Genomic DNA, 22247 nt, shown 5'->3' on the forward strand with positions numbered 1-22247 from the left:
TATTAAGGGGTCAGATATTATGTTAGAATTAACGCCTAATTTAAATATGAATAGTAAAAAGGCATTGTATGTGCAATTGTATGAGTATATAAAAAAAGAAATTAAAGATGGATCGATTGTCCCTTTTACGAAATTACCGGCTAAGCGAAAGTTAGCGATACATTTACAAGTAAGTAAAAATACAGTAGAGGCAGCGTACGAACAATTACTGGCAGAAGGTTATATTGAGTCGATATCGAGAAAAGGTTATTTTGTATGCAAGATTGAGCAAATGGTTCATATAGAGGATAGCGGAGATAGAATAGAAGAAGTACCGTTTCAGGAGAAGAGTTATAAATTTGATTTTACACAAACAGGAATTGATACAAATGCTTTTCCATTCAATATGTATCGGAAAATTGTAAATGAAATATGGCAGCCGCATAATAACGAACTTCTCTTTCTAGGACACCCTCAAGGAGAAGCGAGCTTAAGAGAAGAGATTACGAATTATTTGTATGAATCTAGAGGTGTACGTTGTTCAGCTAGTCAAATTGTATTAGGAGCGGGAACACAAATATTAGTGAAACTATTGTTTCAATTGTTAAAGGGAAGCAATTATGCAGTTGAAAACCCAGGGTATCATAGAAAGATGGTTGTTTTTGAACAGGGAGAAGCAAGAGTCCAAATGTTATCTTTAGATAGAGATGGAATTTGTATTGCGGATTTAGAAAATAGCAATGCGAATGTTGTATTTGTTACACCTTCCCATCAGTTTCCGTATGGAATGATTATGCCTATTACGAGAAGGATGCAACTTTTACAATGGGCCAAGAAAGAAGAGAGCAGGTATATTATTGAAGATGATTATGATAGTGAATTTCGCTATTCTGGAAAGCCTATACCGGCGCTGCAAGGGTTAGATACAGAGGGGAAAGTTATTTATATGGGGACGCTATCTAAAGCATTATTACCATCGCTACGGATGAGCTATATGGTGTTGCCGAAGAAATTAATTAAAAAGTATCAACAGCAATATTTATTTTATACACAAAGTGTTTCAAGAATGGACCAAGAAGTGATTAGAAGATTTTTAAATGAAGGCTATTGGGAAAAACATATTCATAAAATGCGTGTCGTCTACCGAAAGAAGAGAGATCGACTTGTTTTTGAAATAGAGAAGTATTTCTCTAATCGTGTTGAAGTGATAGGAGAAGATTCAGGATTACACATTTTATTAAAAGTGCATAATGGAATGCGGGAAGAAGAATTAATTCAAGAAGCTGCGAAACATAGTATCAAAATATATCCTGTGTCTACGTACTATAAAGACGATACTGCACCTGAAAATGTAGTTTTACTTGGGTTTGCGATATTATCAGAGGAAGAAATTGCGAAAGCGATTCAATTATTACACACGGCATGGTTTACAATAAAGTAAAAAACATCCTCCAAACATGAGGATGTTTTTTATTATTTATTTTCATCTAAGAATAAGACCATATGCTCTTCGTCCCAATATTGTCCGTTATATTTTAATGAACGTTCTTGTACACCGAATGTTTTAAAACCTAATGATTCATAAAGTTTTTTCGCTCCATCGTTGCCAACAACAACATCAAGCATAACTTGTTCTACTTCTAAAGATTTAGCAAGCTCAAGACATTCTTTAATAAGTGCTTTTCCTGCTCCAAGTCCGCGCGCTTTTGGAGATACATATACAGAACCGATTTTAGCTTTATGTTCTTGTTTTACATATGGTTTCGTTTCCAGTGTTGCAACCCCGATTAATTTTCCATCTTTAAATGCACCTAGCGTATAGTTTTCATCTTGTGCTAATTTTTGTGCTTTATATTCAATCGCACACTCTTTATTAATAATATCTTCATAAGAAGAGCTGAATGCTTCAGGGTTTTGCTTTAATCCTTCTACGCGAAGTTCTAAGTAAATTTCTGCTTCGTCTTTTGTTAATACATGGATATCCAATTATATCACCCTCCAAATCTTTGCAAATGTACCTTTATTTTATATTGAAATAAGAATAATTTCAAAAGCTTAGCTTATATGAGCTGTTGTTATGAACAAAATAACACCAGTAGTGTTTACTACTACTGGTGTTTTCACACGCATATTATTCAAAAGGGAGCTCGATTATAAAGTTTGTTCCCGCTCCTAATTGGCTTGTTACTAGAATAGAACCGTTATGCAATTCTACAATTTCTTTTGCAACAGCTAGCCCGATGCCTTTTCCACCTGTAGCTCGTGTTCTGGATTTATCAACACGATAAAAACGGTCAAAAATATGCGGGATATCTTCTTCAGGAATACCTTCACCTTCATCTTGTACACTTATTGTAAAAGAATCTGTTTCCATGAGTACACGTATCGTAATGGATGTGTTTTCTGGCGAATGTTGATAAGCGTTGTGTAATAAATTTAACATAACTTGTTCCATACGTCTTTCGTCTATGCAAACTTCTAAATCATCTTTGCAATATACATGAAGTTGCATTTGCTTATTCGTTAATGTTGTTTTTGTTTTTTCAACCATTCGTTCTAAAAATGGCTGAAGAAGCACTTTTTGTTTTTTTATAACAAATTGGTGTTGTTCTAATTGTACAAGCATAAATAAATCTTGGACGAGATCGGTTACACTATCCGTTTCATCCTCAATAATTTGTAAGTATTCTTCTCGCTCCTCTTTTGTTAAAGAGTCTCTCTTTGCTACCTTCGCATAACCTTTCATATAGGTCAATGGAGTTAATAGTTCATGAGCGACACTAGCGAGAAATTCATTGCGCTCTTTTTTCATATACGTAAGTTCACTCGATAAATCTTCAATTGTTTTTGCTAAACTTCCGAGTTCATCATTTCGTTTAATACCTAATTGAATTGGCTTGTTTAATTTTGACATTTTTTCTGTCGCTCTCTTCATTTTTACAAGTGGTTCTGTAATAACGCGTGAAAAAACAAAGACAGAAATTGTTGTTAAAATAATTGTTAAAACGCTAATGATAAGAAATTGGTTCATGAGTTTAAGTAACATATTTTCTAGGAAAGATGTTTTTAATAACATATATAGCTTTCCTTGAAACTTTGTTGTGTTAAGTGGGCTTACTGTTGTGATGAACTTTGATTTTTTCCAGTTCCTTTCAACGACCAATCCGCCGTCTGGGACAGTTTCTGTTTTACAAGTAAGTTGTTTTTGCATATCTTTTGTTACGGGTTCTGAGGTGGAAATAATTTTGCCGTTATGGTCAGTAATAATGATAGCTATATCGGAGTTAGAAATTGATTCCGATTCAACTAAGTGTGCAGCCTCATTCGTAATATCGAACTCAGGGTACACAGGACGTTTAGGATTTTTATTATGTTCAGCGTGTTTCATTTCTTTATAATATTCATCCCGTCTCTCGCGGCTTTTAATTTTTTTACTATAGCGATTACCTTTCTCTAAAAGAGCATCTGTTTCCTCTACAATACGCATTTTTGAAAGGCTTTTATAAAAAGATACGAAAGCAATTGTTTCAATACATAAAGCTAATATTAAAAAGTATGTCCCAATTTTAAGGGAAAGTTTACTCATTTTTTCACCATACCTTATTCATAATAAAGAGTCAGTGGTATACGATTTCCCACTGACCGAAGTAATTATTCACTTTTCCATTTATATCCGACTTTATAGACCGTTTCTAGGTAATCTTCAATCGGAAATCCTTTTTTGCGTAGTTTATCACGGATATTACGAATGTGTGAGTCAATTGTTCTATATTCGATATCTGTTTCATAGCCCCAAATTTTTTCGATTAAATCATCTCGGCTATAAGCACGGTTTGTATTTTGTAAAAATAGTCCGAGTAACGAAAATTCGATAGGAGTTAATGAGATTTTTTCATCATAAACTGTGACAGTATGTTTCGTTTTATCCCACTCAATACCATTGAAACTAACAAAGCCATCTTTTTTTGTACGGCGTAATATAGCCTCGATTCGTGCGACTAATACATGCTCATCAAATGGTTTTGTAATATAATCATCTGCGCCCATCGTGAGGCCTTTCACCATATCGTAGTTTTGGTTGCGAGCTGTTAACATAATGATAGGAACGTTGGAAATTTGACGAATTTGATAGCAAGTATCCCATCCATCCATACTTGGCATCATAACATCTAATAAAATAATATCGAATTCTTTTTGTTCGATTAATTTTAGTGCTTCAAGGCCAGAGGTAGCTTTCATACAAAAATAGCCGCGAGGGCTTAAGAACAGATCTAATAATCGTAACATACGTTCTTCATCGTCTACTAATAAAATTTTTACCATAATCTTGTGCACCCCAAACTGTTCATTCTACTTGTATAGTTTACATGAAAATAATAAAAAACTCTTTTTATGTGATTGAATGGAGGGCTGATTTTTTCGCTCAGAGTAATTGACATAAAAAATGCACTAGTTTTGCACAACTATTTTTTATAATAGAAAACGTAGCGACACAAAATACCCTATGTTGCGACATAACGTCATGTCATTTTATTTATAAAATGACAATTCCATTCTATTGTGTATGTGAGATAGAGAGGGTTTTCGTATTCACCTCGCATCGGATAAGAAAAATTTCCTATCTCACACTTTTTTTAAAAGGAGATCATACACATGAATTCAAAAGAAGAAATTTCAAAAAAAGAAAAGCAAGATCGTAATACGGTTGTCATGTGCGTTGCCGTATCTATGGTTATTATTATAAGTTGCGTAAATAAAATATTGGGGATTTTATAATATAAAAAAAGCTGATTGCTTCTTAAGAAGCAATCAGCTTTTTTCATTGTTAGGGGGAGTGTTCATATAATAAACCAAGGTAAAATTGCTAATCCAGAAGTTACAATTGCTGTAGTAAATATTAAAAGCATAGCTCGTTTGTTTTGTTTCATGTCACATTCTCCTCTACATATCAAGTACATGCGATCAGCGTGGGATGTAGTTCCCCACTGAGTAAAGTTTCACTTTATATTTTTAGTATAATGAATGGAAAGGTTTGGTACGATCGATAAAGGTGACATGAAGATTACATTGTTGTAATGAAAAAAGCATCTTTCTTAATAAAAAGATGCTTTTGGAAAACTATATTGAAGTATTAATCATTTAAGAACAGAACCATATGTTCCTCGTCCCAATATTGACCGTTATGTTTTAATGAACGCTCTTGTACGCCGTAAGTTTGGAAACCTAATGACTCATATAATTTTTTTGCTGCATCGTTACCAACTACAACATCGAGCATAAGTTGTTCTACATGTAATTTATCGGCATTTTCAATAATTGCTTTAATAAGAGCTCGTCCTGCTCCAAGGCCACGCGCTTTTGGGGAAACGAAAACGGAACCGATTTTTGCTTTATGTTCTTGTTTAATAAAAGGCTTTGTTTCTAAAGTAGCAATGCCGATTAAATCATCATCTTTGAAGACCCCTAGAGTATACTTATCCGGATTGCTTAATCGTTTTGCCATAGCAGCTACAGGATCCTCATGTTTCAAAACATCTTCATAGGAAGAGCTAAAAGCTTCCGGGTTCTTCGTTAAACCTTCCATACAAACTTTTAAATATATTTCTGCGTCCTCTGTCGTTAATAAGCGAATTTCCATAGTTGTAACCTCCTTGGTCGATTTCAAATAAAATAAATCCATTACTTTTATAAGAGTGTGTATGTGTTTTGTTAGCAGTCTCTTTTAATTTGTAAAAGAATGAAAAGATATATGCTACAATGTTTTGTTTTTTAATATGTAATGAAATTATATATTAACTTTATTAACTATTCAAGTCTTTAATATATTACATTTTCATAACTAAAATAACTCCTCAATTGAGGAGTTATTTTAGTTATTCGATTGATAACCATCAATTCGATGTGGATGTGTGTAAATATTGCAGGATTCATTTCTGATAAATCCTACGACTGTAATGCCTAAATCGTGAGCGAGTTGCAATGCTAGTTTTGTTGGGGCAGATTTAGATAGAACAATTTCACATCCGATTTTTGAAACTTTGAGTAAAATTTCAGATGAAATACGTCCGCTAAATGCGATAATTTTTCCTTTAACAGATATATCGTTGCGCAAACAATGACCATATATTTTATCTAATGCATTATGTCTGCCAATATCCATTCTTGATAGGAGGATTTTGTTTCGATCACAGAGCGCGGTATTGTGAACACCGCCGGTTTGGCGAAAGGTAGTGGAAGATTGTTGTAACGTATTCATTAAGTAAAAGCATTCTTCAGGAGTAATTTTTACATGTATATCATGTAAGTCTTTTGCTTTTGCCGCATCGTTTACGAAAATAAAACCTTGTCTACCTTTTCCGCAGCAAGAAGTGATGTATCGTTTATTATATAAAGTTTGATAGAGCGGATTCACTTTTGATGATTTTACATGGACAATTCCGTTATCTTTTTGAACCCATATTTCTTCAACATCGTTATAGGAAGAAATAATCCCCTCAGAAATTAAAAAACCAATTACCATATCTTCAATATAATTTGGTGTGCATACGACTGTTACATATTCTTCACCATTCAATTTAATAGTAATAGGAGATTCTGTAACAATCTCGTCAAGTTGTTTTGAAAATGTACCAGATTGATAACGTACAATTGTATAAGTCTCTTGCGTAGGCCCCATATTTAATTCCCCTTTTATATGTATTTCTCTCCCACATTTATCATAAAACAATGGGAAAAATAAAAACACCTATTAACAAGAAGATCACAGATTATTTTGGTTATTATTGTATATGTACGATATAATAGAACTGTAGAATAGTGATATTTTCAAGCTTTCGTAGTTATACCTTATAACATCTAGAATCGACTTCATAAGAAAGTATTTGGTAGAGCGTTTCAAAAATATGTACAGTAATGCGGTTTTGAAAACGGATTCATAATTGTGTTGTACAGTTGGTTGTAAGGAGAGGGGAAACTATGGCAGAACAGACAGTCCGTGTAACCGTCGATGGTAAAGAATTTTCTGCATCAGGTGAAAAGACGATACTACAATTATTTAACGAGAGTAATTTGGAACATCCTCAAATTTGTCATGTACCAGAAGTAGATCCAATTCAAACTTGTGATACGTGTATTGTAGAAGTAAATGGAAAGTTATTGCGTGCTTGTTCAACGAAATTAGAGAACGGTATGCATATCGAAAGACAGTCCCAGCGTGCAAAAGAGGCACAGACTGAGGCAATGGATCGAATATTAGAGAATCATCTACTGTATTGTACCGTTTGTGATAACAATAATGGTAACTGTAAAGTCCATAATACAGTACATATGATGGGAATTGAGGAACAGAAATATCCGTATGAGCCAAAAGTAAGTGCGTGTGAAGTGGATATGTCACATCCATTTTATCGATATGATCCAAATCAATGTATTGCTTGTGGGCAGTGTGTAGAAGTATGTCAAAACTTACAAGTGAATGAAACTATATCGATTGATTGGAGCTTAGACCGTCCACGTGTTATATGGGACAATGGTGTAAGTATAAATGACTCATCTTGTGTAAGTTGTGGACAGTGTGTAACAGTATGTCCATGTAATGCGTTAATGGAAAAAACAATGCTGGGTGAAGCCGGATTCATGACTGGATTGAAACCAGATGTGTTAGATCCGATGATTGATTTTGTAAAGGATGTAGAGCCTGGATATAGTAGTATTTTAGCAGTTTCAGAAGTAGAGGCTGCGATGCGTAAGACGAAAGTGAATAAAACAAAAACAGTTTGTACATTTTGTGGTGTAGGTTGTTCATTTGAAGTATGGACGAAAGACCGCCACATTTTGAAAGTACAGCCTGTTTCAGATGCGCCGGTTAACGGTATTTCCACATGTGTAAAAGGAAAATTTGGATGGGATTTTGTAAACAGTGAAGATCGTATTACAAAGCCATTAATTCGCCAAGGAGATATGTTTGTTGAAGCTTCATGGGAAGAGGCTCTTGAAGTTGTTGCATCCAATATGCAGCATATTAAATCAGAATATGGAAGTGATGCATTTGGATTTATTTCTTCTTCGAAAGTAACGAATGAAGAAAATTATCTTATGCAAAAACTAGCCCGTCAAATATATGGAACGAATAATGTAGACAACTGTTCCCGTTATTGTCAATCTCCAGCAACAGATGGTTTATTTAAAACTGTCGGTATGGGAGGGGACGCTGGAACAGTGAAGGATATTGCGGAAGCAGGCCTTGTCATTATCGTTGGAGCAAATCCAACAGAAGGACATCCTGTACTTGCAACGCGTGTAAAACGTGCTCATAAATTACATGACCAAAAATTAATTGTGGCGGACCTTCGTAAACATGAAATGGCAGAGCGTGCGGATTTATTCATTCATCCGCGCCAAGGAACTGATTATGTATGGCTCGCTGGTATTACGAAATATATTATTGATCAAGATTGGCACGATAAAAAGTTCATAGCTGAAAATGTGAAGAATTTTGATGAATATAGCAAAATGGTAGAAAAGTATACGCTTGATTATACAGAAGAAATTACGGGGATTTCGAAAGAAAATCTGAAAGAAATGGCTCGTATGGTATATGAAGCAGATGGTACTTGTGTACTTTGGGGAATGGGTGTAACGCAAAATACTGGAGGAAGTACAACTTCAGCAGCAATTTCAAATCTATTGCTTGTTACGGGTAATTATCGTCGTCCTGGTGCAGGAGCATATCCATTACGCGGACATAATAACGTACAAGGCGCTTGTGATATGGCAACATTACCAAACTGGCTTCCAGGTTACCAAGCGGTTTCAGATGATGCGCTCCGTGCGAAATTTGAAAAAGCATACGGTACTACAATTCCGAAAGCACCAGGCTTAAATAATATTGCAATGTTACTTGCGGCAGATGAAGGAAAACTACGTGGTATGTATGTTATGGGTGAAGAAATGGCTTTAGTAGATTCGAATGCCAACCATGTACAACATATTTTAGCGAATTTAGATTTCCTTGTTGTTCAAGATATGTTCTTGTCGAAAACAGCTCGTTTTGCTGATGTTATTTTACCGGCAGCACCAAGCTTAGAAAAAGAGGGAACATTTACGAATACAGAGCGCCGTATTCAAAGATTATATGAAGTATTGAAGCCGCTTGGTGATTCAAAGCCAGACTGGTGGATTTTACAAAAAGTAGCTCGTGCACTTGGCGGGGACTGGAATTATGAAAATCCAAGTGAAATCATGGATGAAATTGCATCGCTTGCACCTTTATATTCTCAGGCAACATACGATCGTTTAGAAGGATGGAATAGTTTATGTTGGGGTAGCCATGATGGTAGCGATACACCACTATTATATGTGGACGGATTTAACTTCCCAGATAAACTAGCTCGTCTATCATTAGATGAATGGGTACCACCAGTTGTAGCGCCAGATGAGTATGATTTACTTTTAAATAATGGTCGTATGTTAGAACATTTCCATGAAGGGAATATGACGAATAAATCGGCTGGTATTTTATCTAAAGTATCTGAAGTGTTCGTTGAAATCTCGCCTGAACTTGCCCTAGAGCGCAATGTGAAAGATGGTGGTCTTGTAGAATTAGCATCACCATTTGGGAAAATTAAAGTACAGGCACTTGTTACAGATCGTGTAACGGGGAAAGAGCTATATTTACCGATGCATGCAACGGTAAATGAAGAGGCAATCAATATTTTAACTGGAACGGCGACAGATCTTTATACGTGTACACCAGCGTACAAACAAACGATGGTAAAGATGCGTGTATTACGTGAAAAAGGGAAGCGTCCGTTACCATCTTCAAACCCGAGAGATAAAAAGCGTAATCCGCAAAACGGTGTTGAAATCCAGCAAAAATGGCAAAGAAAACAATACGTATCACTTGTGGACTAGGGGGCGGAGATAGTGGCGAAAGAAATTACTGTAATTAAAAAGAAAGTTGTAACAGAGGAAGAACAGAAACAGCAAGTAGCAGATGAACTTCTAAATGAGCTATCTAATAATCGTGAAGCAGTAGAAGAAACGATGCAGCTTTTAGCACAGTTGCAGAAGGCTGGTATATTAGATGCGGCAATTAGTTTACTTGCTGCGAAGGAAGATGTTTCAAAAATCGCTGTGGAGCAATTAAATCGTGAACCCGTTAAAAATGCGTTAAACAATATGATGGGGGCAGGAGAAGCGTTATCTTCAGTTGACCCAGAAATAACGAAGCAAATTACGTCAAGTTTAGTTACAGGATTGCAATTTGCAACAGACGAATTAAATAGTGGTAAAAAAACAAAAGTGATGGATTTCTTTAAAGTATTAAAAGATCCAGATATCAATAGAGCTATTACATTCGGTTTTAGCTTCTTGAAAGCATTTGGACAAGGGTTAGAGAAAAAATAGAATAGATGAAAAAGTGATGGGAAGTAGCCATCACTTTTTTCATTATATGTATAAGAGTGTTCATGTTAAGCGGAATATATTATTATTAAAAAGATGGATTAGAACTGGAAATATGGAATCCATCTCAAATACCGTTTTAGAATTTGGAGGAATATATGCAACACCGTAAAAAACTATCTATACCAGGAGTAATGAGACATTCCTTTCAAACAGTTAAATTTGCTTTTTGGAATGTATTAACTTTTCAACTTGCTTATAAATTATTAGCAGCGATTGTGTTTGTTCCACTATTTGGAATCATTTTTAATAAATTATTGTATTTTGGTGGTTATGCAAATGCGACAAATGATGAATTATTAGCGTTTTTAAAGACGCCTTATGGCATCTTAGCAATCGTAATTTTATCATTGTTAGCACTGTTTCTTATCTTTACAGAATTTGCGGTGCTTATTATTATTTCGTATTTCGCTCATAAAAGACAGAAGGTGAAATTACGTCCGATTTTATATAAAACGGTAACGTATTTACCTACTCTTTTCACATATTGCTTACCAGGATTTATTTTATATGCTGTCGTATTGTTGCCTCTTTTAAATATGGGATATGAAACGGCATTAATCCCGCAAATTCAAATTCCTAACTTTATTACAGGAGAACTGTTTAAGACAACGATGGGGCAAGTTGGTTATTACACGTTCTTTGCTGTAGTCGCGTATTTGAATCTTCGATGGATTTTCGTTCTACCTATTGTTGTTTTAGAGCAAAAACCATTTCGCGTGGCAGCACGTAAAAGTGCAACTTTAGTAAAGGAAAGCTTTTTTAAAGTACTATTCTTTTTAGTAGGATTTTTTATCTCAATTGGAATTGTATATGTCGTGTTTTTAGGAATGTATTTATTGTGCCTATGGGGTGTTTATGAATTTACAAACCCGAAAGGAACATTTGCATTATTAGCTGAATCAACGATTTCTGTATTTTTAACGAGTACATTGTATTTATTCAGCTTTATCGTGACGCCATTTTATATTATGGCGATTACGCGATTATACTTACAAAAGGTTCCAGTTGAGGATGTTTTATTAGAAGAAGGATTAGATTATTCGAAAACGAAAGCAGATAAATGTTTCTTCCAAAAACATCGTTGGAAATTCATTGGCGTATACATTGTAGGAATTATTACTGCGGGAATGGTCGTTGCCTTCATTGTAACGTTTATTTCAAATTCGTATAAAGAACCGATTATTATGGCGCACCGCGGGTATATATCAAAAGGCGTAGAAAATACGAAAGAAGCTGTGCAAGGTGCTATTGATGCAAAAGCAGACTACGCTGAAATAGATGTATTACAAACGAAAGACGGTGAGCTAGCGGTTATACATGATTTGAAGCTGAAACGTCTCGCAAATGCCAATGTACATGTGTCAGATTTAACGATGGCTGAGTTAAGGCAGCTTACCCTTAGTCAAGATGGACTTTCAGGACAAATAAGTACACTTGATGAAATCATTAAGCTAGCAAATGGCAAAATCAAACTTAATATAGAAGTGAAGCTTCATGGGGGCGAAAAAGATTTTGTAAACAAAGTCTTAAAAACGATTAAAGATAATGAATTTGAGAAGCAATGTGTAATTCAAACGTTACACTATCCACTTATTAAAGAGTTTAAGCGTGCAAATCCAGATATAAAAGTAGGGTATATACTGTATGCAAGTAGAGCTAACTTAAAGAATGTGAAGGCTGACTTTTACGTAGCAGAAGAATATATGTTAAATAAGAAATTAGTAAAAGAAGCAAGGAAGTTAAACAAACCAATTTACGTATGGACAGTAAATGATATGGAAAATTTAAAGGCATATTATAAGTTAAACGTAGATGGTATCATAACCGATTACCCTGAAGATGCACGTGAAACAATTAAGATGTTAAAAGAGCAAGAAGCGGAAGAAAGTGATCTGTTTGATAAAATTACTGAAACGACAGATGATTTATTTTCTAAGTTATTTATAAGTTACCCAGCTGCTAGCTAAATGCTAGCAGCTGTTTTTTTGTGAAAAGAATATATCTCTAAAGTATTGAGTAAAGTAATAACTGTATATGTATACGTTATCGCTTAGGTTTCTTACATTGTTAAATTATTGTCAAATAATAAATGATTGCTGTTTATTTTGAAGCAGTATAATAAAAATAGAGTGAAAGATAATGGAATGACACGAAACCCCTAATAGAATCAATGTTTTATATATTTACACTATTCTAAATATAAAAACTTTAGGAAAATGATATGTTAGCGTTTTCATAACTTTTAAGTTATGCTAGAATAAGGACATAAGTTATTAATTATTACAAAAAGAAAAAAGAATCTCTTTTTTCTGTTAATTATAAGGGGGCATTTCATTATGCGTATTGGGGTACCAGCAGAAATTAAAAACAACGAAAACCGTGTGGCAATGACACCAGCAGGTGTTGTACATTTAATTCGTAACAATCACGAAGTATTCATTCAAAAGGGTGCAGGTTTAGGGTCTGGTTTCACAGATGCTCAGTATGTTGAAGCGGGAGCAAAAATTGTTGATACAGCTGAAGAAGCTTGGAATATGGAAATGGTTATGAAAGTTAAGGAACCAATTGAAAGCGAATACAAACACTTCAGTGAAGGCTTAATCTTGTTCACATACTTACACTTAGCTCCAGAGCCAGAATTAACAAAAGCTTTAATCGAGAAAAAAGTTGTTTCTATCGCATATGAAACAGTACAATTAGAAAACCGTTCATTACCATTACTTGCACCTATGAGTGAAGTAGCTGGTCGTATGGCTGCACAAATTGGTGCACAATTCCTTGAGAAAAACAAAGGCGGTAAAGGTATCTTACTTGCAGGTGTTCCAGGGGTTAAACGTGGTAAAGTAACAATCATCGGTGGTGGACAAGCTGGTACAAATGCTGCTAAAATTGCAGTTGGACTAGGTGCGGATGTAACAATCATCGACTTAAGTGCAGAACGTCTTCGTCAATTAGATGACATTTTCGGAAACCAAGTAAAAACTTTAATGTCTAATCCTTACAATATTGCAGAAGCTGTTAAAGAGTCTGATCTTGTAATCGGTGCAGTATTAATCCCAGGTGCAAAAGCTCCAAAACTTGTAACAGAAGAAATGATTAAATCAATGGAACCAGGTTCTGTTGTTGTAGATATCGCGATTGACCAAGGTGGTATTTTCGAAACAACTGACCGTATTACAACTCATGATAACCCAACTTACGAAAAACACGGCGTTGTTCATTATGCAGTTGCAAACATGCCAGGTGCGGTTCCACGTACATCAACTCTTGCATTAACAAACGTAACAGTACCATATGCAGTACAAATTGCTAACAAAGGCTACAAAGAAGCTTGCCTAGGCAACTCTGCATTACTAAAAGGTATTAACACATTAGATGGCTATGTAACATTCGAAGCAGTTGCAGAAGCTCACGGTGTAGAGTACAAAGGTGCTAAAGAATTATTAGAAGCAGAAACAGTATCTTGCTAATAGAAGCATTATACAAAACAAAATCGAACAATATATAAAACAACATGATAAGAGCTAAGAGTGAAGATCTCTTAGCTCTTCTTGGCAAAAGGGGGCATACATCGTGGCCAACCTATTTAAAAAGAAATCCGTTACGCAATTGTTAGGGGAAAGTAAAAGTAAAACTTTGACGAAAACGCTAGGGGCATTTGACCTAACAATGCTAGGGATTGGTGCGATAATTGGTACAGGAGTTCTAGTATTAACTGGATTAGTAGCAGCAAGAGATGCTGGTCCAGCAGTTATTTTTTCATTCATGATTGCAGCCATCGTTTGTGGATTTGCAGCATTATGTTACGCAGAGGTTGCTTCTACACTTCCTGTTTCAGGTAGTGTGTACACATACTCATATGCAACAATTGGTGAGTTTGTAGCTCATTTAATGGGATGGACATTACTATCCGTATATGTTGTAACGACTGCCGCAGTAGCTGGCGGATGGACTGGTTACTTCCATAACTTAGTGAGTGGATTAGGGCTTGAAATTCCAAAAGCACTGCTAACGATTCCGTCTCAAGGTGGTATGGTGAATTTACCAGCAGTTATCGTTACATTAGTTATAACTTGGTTATTATCAAGAGGTACGAAAGAAAGTAAACGCGTGAATAACATAATGGTATTAATTAAAATTGGTATCGTTGTTTTATTCATTGCAGTTGGTGTATTCTACGTGAAACCAGAAAACTGGATACCATTTGCACCGTACGGTTTAAGTGGAGTTTTCGCGGGGGGAGCAGCAGTATTCTTTGCTTTCTTAGGATTTGATGCATTAGCAACTTCTGCTGAAGAGGTAAAAAATCCGCAACGTGATCTACCGATTGGTATTATCGCTTCGTTAGTCATTTGTACAATCATTTATGTTGTAGTTTGTCTCGTTATGACGGGTATGGTTTCTTATAAAGAATTAGATGTACCAGAAGCTATGGCATATGTGTTAGAAGTTGTAGGACAAGATAAAGTAGCAGGTGTAATCGCAATTGGAGCTGTAATTGGTATTATGGCAGTAATTTTTGCTTACATTTATGCAACGACACGTGTATTCTTTGCGATGAGCCGTGACGGTTTATTGCCAGAATCTTTCGCGAAAATTAATAAAAAGACAGAAGCGCCAACATTTACAGTTTGGTTAACAGGAATTGGTAGTGCTTTAATTGCTGGATTTATCGATTTAAAAGAATTGTCGAATTTAGCGAATATTGGAGCGTTGTTAACATTTGCGATGGTTGGTGTGTCAGTTATTATTCTTCGTAAAACACATCCAAAATTACAACGTGGATTTATGGTACCACTTGTACCGATCTTGCCGATTATTTCGATTGCATGTTGTCTATTCTTAATGGTAAATCTACCATTAAAAACATGGATGTACTTCGGTGCTTGGTTAGCAATTGGAGTAGCTGTATACTTTGTTTATTCGAAAAAACATAGTCATTTAAAAGACGATGGAAGTTCGCAGGATAATTTAGAACAAGCTAATTAAAAGCTTAATTAAAAGGGATATAAGTATAGTAAGCCTTGTGCGTCTAGGGAGCGCGCAAGGCTTTTTCTTTTGTTGAAATAAAGGGAATATATATTACTTTGTTGAATTTTTATGTCGGAATATGAAAAAAGGGTGGGAGAAAAATGGAAGAAACAAAAGTTGTAGTTGGAGCAGAGGGTTATAATAATAACCCTGGTTGGTTACATACGAATGAAGAAGAATTAAATTTATTACGGAGAGAAACTTGGCTTGATAAATTTCAACCTAATTCTTTATCAGTAATTTTGGCAGAACATGTATGGGAGCATTTATCATATGAAGAAGGAATTGAAGCTGCAAAAATTTGTTATGAGTTTTTAATGGAGAATGGATATATTCGTTGTGCAGTACCAGATGCATTTTTTCCAGATGAAGAATATCAGCAAGGGGTACAAGTAGGTGGACCTGGTCCATTAGATCATCCTGCAGCAAGCCATAAAATTGTTCATAACTATAAAACAATCACGTCCATGTTTGAATCAGCAGGTTTTCAAGTGAGGCTCTTAGAATACTGTGATGAGAATGGTAAGTTTCACTATAATGATTGGAATGAGAAAGATGGATTTATTTATCGTTCGAAACGTTTTGACCATAGAAATCGGGATAATCAGTTAGGATTTGTTTCTTTAATTGTGGATGCGGTGAAAATGAAAAGTAAGTAAAAAGGGGTGTGCGAATTGTGCATCCTTTTTTGTATGAGAATATAGAGGATGCGAAAAATATGTATATGACTTATTAAAATGTGAACGGAAAGTTCATAAAAAAAAATCAGATTTCATTGACACATATGAGTAGGCGCTCATATAATAAGAGTATAAGATATATGAATGATTGTTCATATGTTCAATTAAAGAGGTGAGCTATAATGGCTGGAAATAAAGTAGAAACACCACAAGAGACATGTTCTCAAACGATAATTCATGAAGAAGTTGTAGAGCAAGTAAAACAAACAATTCCAACTGATGAAAGTTTAAGTAAAGTAGCAGAACTATTTAAAGTATTAGGTGACCGTACACGTACGAGAATATTACATGCGCTATTTGAAGCTGAAATGTGCGTTTGTGATTTAGCTTATTTATTAGGAATGACACAATCATCTATTTCGCATCAGCTTCGTGTGTTAAAGCAAGCGAAACTTGTGAAGAATCGTAAAGAAGGAAAGGTTGTTTATTATTCGTTAGCTGACCAGCACGTAATTCATATCTTCGAGCAAGCGTTTGAACACGTAAACGAAGAAGAATAAAAAGAACGCGAGGAGGGAGAACGATGGCTGAAGCGTTAGTGAAAAAGAAACTGATGTTAGAAGGTTTAGATTGTGCGAATTGTGCAATGAAAATTGAAAAAGGTGTTGGGAATATAGAAGGAGTAAATTCTTGCTCTGTAAACTTTGCAACAAAGACAATGATTTTAGAAGCGGCACAAAATAAAGAAAACGAAGTTGTTACGGAAGCAAAACAACTCGTTACAAAATTAGAACCGCATATTAAAGTGCAAGAAGAACAAAAAAATAAAATTGCTAAAGAAGTATTTATATTAGAAGGTTTAGATTGCGCGAACTGTGCAATGAAAATTGAAAATAAAGTTAAGGAAATGCCAGCTGTCTCAGAAGCAACTGTTGATTTCGTATCGAAGAAACTACGAGTAGAAGTTGCGAATAAAAGAGAACTAGAAGCGACTGTAGCAAATATAACAAATGTCGTTCAAAAGTTAGAGCCAGACGTGAAAGTTGTTCGTGAAGAGAAGAACGGTCATGACCACGGGCATAGTCATGATCATGGTGAAGCAAATGTGAAAAAGATGGTAGGGAGATTAGTGGTCGGCGGAATTTTGACAGCAATTGCTGCATTAGCGGGCTTACCACAAATGGTAACAATTCCGTTATTCGTCCTTGCTTATTTATTAATAGGTGGAGATATCGTTTGGAGAGCGGTAAGAAACATAACTCGTGGCCAAGTATTTGATGAAAACTTCTTAATGGCAATTGCAACTGTAGGAGCTTTTGCAATTCAACAATACTCAGAAGCTGTAGCAGTAATGCTATTTTATCAAGTAGGAGAACTATTCCAAAGCATTGCGGTAAACCGCTCTCGAAAATCAATTACTTCATTAATGGATATTCGTCCTGATTATGCGAATGTAAAGGTTGGAAATGAAACGAAACAAGTATCACCAGAAGATGTACAAATTGGCGATTATATTATCGTTAAGCCGGGTGAGAAAGTGCCGTTAGACGGAAAAGTAATTGAAGGAACATCAATGGTAGATACTTCAGCATTAACAGGTGAATCTGTACCACGTGAAGTTGAAGTTGGAAATGATGTATTAAGTGGCTTTGTGAACCAAAACGGTGTGTTGACAATTGAAGTTACAAAAGAATTCGGTGAATCAACTGTATCGAAAATTTTAGATTTAGTTCAAAATGCAAGCAGTAAAAAAGCACCAACGGAAAACTTTATTACGAAGTTTGCACGTTACTACACTCCAGTTGTAGTTATTACAGCGGCAATCATGGCGTTTATTCCACCACTTATTTTAGAAGGAGCTACATTCTCTGAGTGGATTTATAGAGCTTTAGTGTTCTTAGTAATCTCTTGTCCATGTGCGTTAGTTGTATCCATTCCTCTTGGATTCTTTGGAGGTATTGGTGGTGCATCTAAAAGTGGTGTGTTAGTAAAAGGTAGTAACTATTTAGAAGCTTTAAATGATGTGAAATATATTGTTTTTGACAAAACAGGAACATTAACAAAAGGTGTTTTCAAAGTTACAAAAATGGAACCGAGCGAAGGCACTACAAGTGAAGAGTTATTAGAGTATGCGGCATTTGCTGAAGTATATTCTAACCATCCAATTGCCCAATCTATTCGAAAGGCATATGGAAAATCAATTGATGAAAAAATAATCGATGATTATAACGAAATTTCTGGTCACGGTACAGTCGTAAAAGTACAAGGAAAAGAAATTTTTGCAGGTAATGCAAAATTAATGAGAAAAGAAAATATTGAATTTAAGCAACCAGAAACAGTAGGTACATTAGTTCACGTTGCTGTAGATGGAAGATATGCAGGTTATATTGTTATCTCTGATGAGGTAAAAGAGGATTCGAAACAAGCGATTCAAAAGTTAAAAGAACTAGGTATTAAAAAGACAGTAATGTTAACTGGTGATGCAAAACCAGTTGGTGAAGCTGTTGGTAAAGAATTAGGCTTAGATGAAGTTCATGCGGAATTACTACCGCAACAAAAAGTAGAAGAGATTGAAAAAATTGATGCAGCGAAGCACGGAAAAGAAAAAATTGCCTTCGTTGGTGACGGTATTAACGATACACCAGTATTAGCCCGTGCAGACGTTGGTATTGCGATGGGTGGTTTAGGGTCAGATGCAGCAATTGAAGCGGCAGACATCGTTATTATGACTGATGAGCCTTCAAAAATTGCGACAGCTGTAAAAATTGCAAAACGCACAAGAAGTATAGTGTGGCAAAATATCATCTTTGCTCTAGGTGTAAAAGGGATCGTTTTATTACTTGGTGCCTTTGGTATTGCAACAATGTGGGAAGCTGTTTTCTCAGATGTTGGTGTGACACTACTTGCAGTGTTAAATGCAATGCGTGTATTACGAGTGAAAGATTTATAAAAAAGAGGACGCGAACCGCGTCCTCTTTTTTATTGGTGATTTTGTTGAAATTGACTCAATAAAATAATATCAAATATTATTTTACTTTAAAATAGTATAATATTAAAATTTACAAATAAAATACATTCATCTTATTATTTTAATATATTTTTTACAAATATCCATATAGTATTGAAAAAACAGAGAAGGGGAAACTTCTCTGTTTACTTTTGTATGTTTTTTTCAACTTGTTCTCGAACTGTTTGAATGTAATTCATTTTATGATCCCAGCACTCTTGGCTTAAATCGACAGGGTATTCTTCAGGGTTTAAAGTTCGCATATATTCTTCCCAAAATAGAGAGAGGCTCTGTTCATTATATTTTTGAATATCTAATATACTTGGTAGTTCATATGTTCTTTCACCGTTAACGAAAATGTCTTTATGCAGTTCACGGGCTTCAAAGTTTGTTACGAATTTACTTATATATGTGTGAACTGGATGGAACATTTTTAAGCGCTCTTCTTTTCCTGGTTCTTCAGAATCTAACGCAATATAATCGCCTTCTGCATGATCGTTAACCCGATTGATAATACGATAAATTCGTTTCAGTCCTGGAGTGGTAATTTTTTCAGGGTTAGATGAAATTTTAATTGTATCATTTAATTTTCCGTCAGTATCTTCAATCGCAACGAGTTTGTAAACAGCCCCCAATGCAGGTTGCTCAAAGGACGTAATTAATTTCGTTCCAACGCCCCATACGTCAATTTTTGCTCCTTGAGATTTAAGGTGCATAATTGTGTATTCATCTAAATCGCTAGAAGCGATAATTTTTGTATTTGTAAACCCTGCTTCATCTAGTAGTTTTCGTGCCTTTTTCGATAAATAAGCCATATCACCACTATCAAGACGTATGCCATAGAAATCAATACGATCCCCAAATTCTTTTGCAACACGAATCGCATTTGGAACACCAGATTTCAATGTGTCATATGTATCAACGAGAAAGACGCACTTTTTATGAGTTTCAGCGTATTTTTTAAACGCGACGTATTCATCGCGATATGCTTGAACGAAAGAGTGAGCGTGTGTGCCAGCTACAGGAATCCCAAAGCGTTTCCCAGCACGAACGTTGCTTGTAGAGGAGAAACCACCAATAAAGGCAGCACGCGTCCCCCAAAGGGCAGCATCGAACTCATGGGCACGTCTTGTGCCGAACTCTAAAAGCTCATCATTACTTGCAGCATGTTTCATACGTGCTGCTTTTGTGGCAATTAATGTTTGGTAATTCACAATATTTAAGAGGGCAGTCTCAATAATTTGTGCTTCACCAAGTGGTGCATCAACACGTAATAAAGGCTCGTTATTAAATACAACTTCACCTTCTTGCATACTGCGAATCGTCCCAGTGAATTTCATATTTTGTAAATAATGAAGGAATTCTTCTTCGAATTGTAATTCTGCTAAGTAAGCGATATCGCTTTCAGTAAAACTGAAATTTTCTATGTACTCTACAATTTTCTCAAGGCCAGCAAAAACAGCGTAGCCGTTCTCAAATGGAAGCTTTCGAAAATATAAATCAAAAACAGAACGGCGATTATGAATACCATCTTTCCAATATGTATAAGCCATGTTGATTTGATATAGGTCTGTATGTAAGGCATAACTATCGTCTTTATAATGAGTCATCGCGAGAACACCTCCATAATTTGGTTATAGTATACCAATTTTTCACCATTCGTAGCAAAGAAGAGATATTGATGTGAAGTCAAGAGAGAAAAAAATGAAATTATGCATATTTTTTAGAAAATTTATATTTATCAATTTATATTTCTCCAAATTTTATGTATTATTAGAGTAATGGGGGTAATGAGAATGGAGGAGGACAATGCAACAAACATTAGAAAAAATAGGCAAACAAGTCTTTTATAAACGGCTCCAGCAAAAAATGACACAAGAAGAATTATGTCAGGGCATTTGTTCTGTCTCATACTTAAGTAAGATCGAAAATGGAAAGATCGAAGCATCAGAAGAAATTCTACAATTGCTCTGCTCAAGACTAGAAATTGCTGTGACGGATTTGAGAGATGTAGAAGAAGATGTGAAGGGGAAGCTGGATGAATGGTTAAATGCACTAGTTCATTTGGACAAGCAACAAGTAGAACGTATATATGAAGAGTTGCAAGGTGAAATGAAGCATGTGTTGGATTTTGAAATTATAAATTATTATAAACTGCTGTATACGCGATATTTAATTATGAAAAGGGACTTAGTAGCTCTTGAAGAAGAATTGGATAAGTTGAAAAAGGTGTATAAAAAATATTCACCATTTCAAAAAATGCTTTATACGTATAGTAGGGCGTTATTATATTCTTTACAGTATAAATATACACAGGCTTTGGAGTACTTACTGCAAACGGAAACCATGGCGAAGGCACTGGGCTATTATGAAACGGGGATATATTATAATTTAGCGCTCACATATAGTCAGATGGAAATAGACCACATGACTTTATACTTTGCCAATGTTGCTTTAGAAGGCTTTAAGAGTGAGTATAAGTTTAGAAATATAATTAATTGTAAATTTCTAATTGCATTTAGTTATACTCGAAAAAAACAATATAATGAAGCGATGGAAATCTATAATCATATTCTAAGAGAAGCAAATTCTTTTGCGGATAAAGATAATATTATGTCAATCGCTTTAAATAATATTGGTTATTTGTATTACCGTCAAAAGAATTATGTGAAGGCAAAAGAGTATTATATAGAATGTTTAAAGTATAAAAAAGAAGAGGATATGAATTATATTGATGCTATGTATGAACTATCATTACAATGTATTCAATTGGGAGAATTTGAAGACGCGAAGAAATGGATTGAAAAAGGTATTTTTGCTGCAAAGAAAGCTGAAAGATACAAAGGAATGTTATATTTACTATTAAGTTTACAATATAAGTATTTTGAAAAAAGAGATACTTATAAAAGGTTTTTGGAAACAGAGGTAGTTCCTTTTTTTAAAGCTGAAAACAATATAAAAGATTTGAAAACTATATATTTAGAGTTGGCGGAGTACTTAGAAGAATGCGCAGATTTTAAAGAAAGTAATTATTATTATAAATTAGCAATAAAATTATTAGAAGAATAAAAAGGAGTGAGATT

The 22247-nt window shown here is 35.0% G+C and carries 17 protein-coding genes; 11 read left to right on the top strand and 6 right to left on the bottom strand.

All coding sequences use genetic code 11. From position 1 onward, the window contains the following. Nucleotides 1-19: 19 nt before the first annotated feature. Nucleotides 20-1420: a MocR-like pyridoxine biosynthesis transcription factor PdxR gene (gene pdxR / locus ACTFO4_RS21930; protein ID WP_000891876.1), complete on the top strand. Its 1401-nt coding sequence runs from the start codon at nt 20-22 to the stop codon at nt 1418-1420. Nucleotides 1421-1452: 32 nt separating this feature from the next. Here pdxR and ACTFO4_RS21935 read toward each other — a convergent pair whose 3' ends face one another. The 3 genes from ACTFO4_RS21935 to ACTFO4_RS21945 form a co-directional block, all read right to left on the bottom strand. Next, nucleotides 1453-1965, bottom strand: a complete 513-nt coding sequence (locus ACTFO4_RS21935) for a GNAT family N-acetyltransferase (protein WP_000351212.1) — start codon at nt 1963-1965, stop codon at nt 1453-1455. Nucleotides 1966-2110: 145 nt separating this feature from the next. After that, nucleotides 2111-3565: a HAMP domain-containing sensor histidine kinase gene (locus ACTFO4_RS21940; RefSeq protein WP_000041024.1), complete on the bottom strand. Its 1455-nt coding sequence runs from the start codon at nt 3563-3565 to the stop codon at nt 2111-2113. Between the two features lie 65 nt (nt 3566-3630). Continuing rightward, the gene (locus ACTFO4_RS21945; RefSeq protein ID WP_000238957.1) at nt 3631-4302 is read right to left on the bottom strand and encodes a response regulator transcription factor; all 672 of its coding nucleotides are present in this window, start codon (nt 4300-4302) and stop codon (nt 3631-3633) included. Nucleotides 4303-4632: 330 nt separating this feature from the next. On the opposite strand from ACTFO4_RS21945, the gene ACTFO4_RS21950 reads away from it, so the two are divergent. Further along, the gene (locus tag ACTFO4_RS21950; RefSeq protein ID WP_001085006.1) at nt 4633-4755 is read left to right on the top strand and encodes a hypothetical protein; all 123 of its coding nucleotides are present in this window, start codon (nt 4633-4635) and stop codon (nt 4753-4755) included. A gap of 355 nt (nt 4756-5110) precedes the next feature. On the opposite strand, the gene ACTFO4_RS21955 is transcribed toward ACTFO4_RS21950, so the two are convergent. Then, complete coding sequence (locus ACTFO4_RS21955) at nt 5111-5617, bottom strand: GNAT family N-acetyltransferase (protein ID WP_016125450.1); 507 nt, start codon at nt 5615-5617, stop codon at nt 5111-5113. Nucleotides 5618-5848: 231 nt separating this feature from the next. Beyond that, complete coding sequence (gene fdhD / locus ACTFO4_RS21960) at nt 5849-6655, bottom strand: formate dehydrogenase accessory sulfurtransferase FdhD (protein WP_016125451.1); 807 nt, start codon at nt 6653-6655, stop codon at nt 5849-5851. A 299-nt stretch (nt 6656-6954) separates the two neighbouring features. On the opposite strand from fdhD, the gene fdhF reads away from it, so the two are divergent. The 8 genes from fdhF to ACTFO4_RS22000 all read left to right on the top strand — a co-directional run bounded on the left by fdhF (nt 6955) and on the right by ACTFO4_RS22000 (nt 19107). Beyond that, on the top strand, nt 6955-9891 hold the full coding sequence (fdhF, locus tag ACTFO4_RS21965) for a formate dehydrogenase subunit alpha (protein WP_440014371.1): 2937 nt from the start codon (nt 6955-6957) through the stop codon (nt 9889-9891). Nucleotides 9892-9903: 12 nt separating this feature from the next. Then, nucleotides 9904-10386, top strand: coding sequence for a DUF1641 domain-containing protein (locus ACTFO4_RS21970; protein WP_001040540.1), 483 nt, complete (start codon nt 9904-9906; stop codon nt 10384-10386). 155 nt (nt 10387-10541) lie between these two features. Beyond that, nucleotides 10542-12413 carry a glycerophosphodiester phosphodiesterase gene (locus ACTFO4_RS21975; protein WP_001164717.1) on the top strand — a complete coding sequence of 624 codons (1872 nt, stop codon included), beginning with the start codon at nt 10542-10544 and terminating at the stop codon, nt 12411-12413. Between the two features lie 369 nt (nt 12414-12782). Then, a complete protein-coding gene (ald, locus tag ACTFO4_RS21980; protein WP_001219742.1) occupies nt 12783-13916 on the top strand; it encodes an alanine dehydrogenase in 1134 nt (377 codons plus the stop codon). Between the two features lie 103 nt (nt 13917-14019). Further along, complete coding sequence (locus ACTFO4_RS21985; protein ID WP_016125453.1) at nt 14020-15435, top strand: amino acid permease; 1416 nt, start codon at nt 14020-14022, stop codon at nt 15433-15435. A gap of 143 nt (nt 15436-15578) precedes the next feature. After that, on the top strand, nt 15579-16136 hold the full coding sequence (locus tag ACTFO4_RS21990) for a class I SAM-dependent methyltransferase (RefSeq protein WP_000393177.1): 558 nt from the start codon (nt 15579-15581) through the stop codon (nt 16134-16136). A 203-nt stretch (nt 16137-16339) separates the two neighbouring features. Further along, complete coding sequence (locus ACTFO4_RS21995; RefSeq protein ID WP_000918378.1) at nt 16340-16717, top strand: ArsR/SmtB family transcription factor; 378 nt, start codon at nt 16340-16342, stop codon at nt 16715-16717. A gap of 23 nt (nt 16718-16740) precedes the next feature. Next, entirely contained in the window at nt 16741-19107 is a 2367-nt protein-coding gene (locus ACTFO4_RS22000; protein ID WP_016125454.1) for a heavy metal translocating P-type ATPase, read from the top strand. A 203-nt stretch (nt 19108-19310) separates the two neighbouring features. Here ACTFO4_RS22000 and ACTFO4_RS22005 read toward each other — a convergent pair whose 3' ends face one another. Next, a complete protein-coding gene (locus ACTFO4_RS22005; protein ID WP_000150184.1) occupies nt 19311-20774 on the bottom strand; it encodes a nicotinate phosphoribosyltransferase in 1464 nt (487 codons plus the stop codon). 199 nt (nt 20775-20973) lie between these two features. Here ACTFO4_RS22005 and ACTFO4_RS22010 point away from each other — a divergent pair, with 199 nt between their 5' ends. Continuing rightward, complete coding sequence (locus ACTFO4_RS22010; RefSeq protein ID WP_001187949.1) at nt 20974-22233, top strand: tetratricopeptide repeat protein; 1260 nt, start codon at nt 20974-20976, stop codon at nt 22231-22233. The last annotated feature ends 14 nt before the right edge of the window (nt 22234-22247 follow it).

The sequence above is a fragment of the Bacillus cereus group sp. MYBKT14-1 genome, from assembly GCF_051915185.1.
In the GTDB taxonomy this organism is placed as follows: Bacteria; Bacillota; Bacilli; order Bacillales; family Bacillaceae_G; genus Bacillus_A; species Bacillus_A cereus.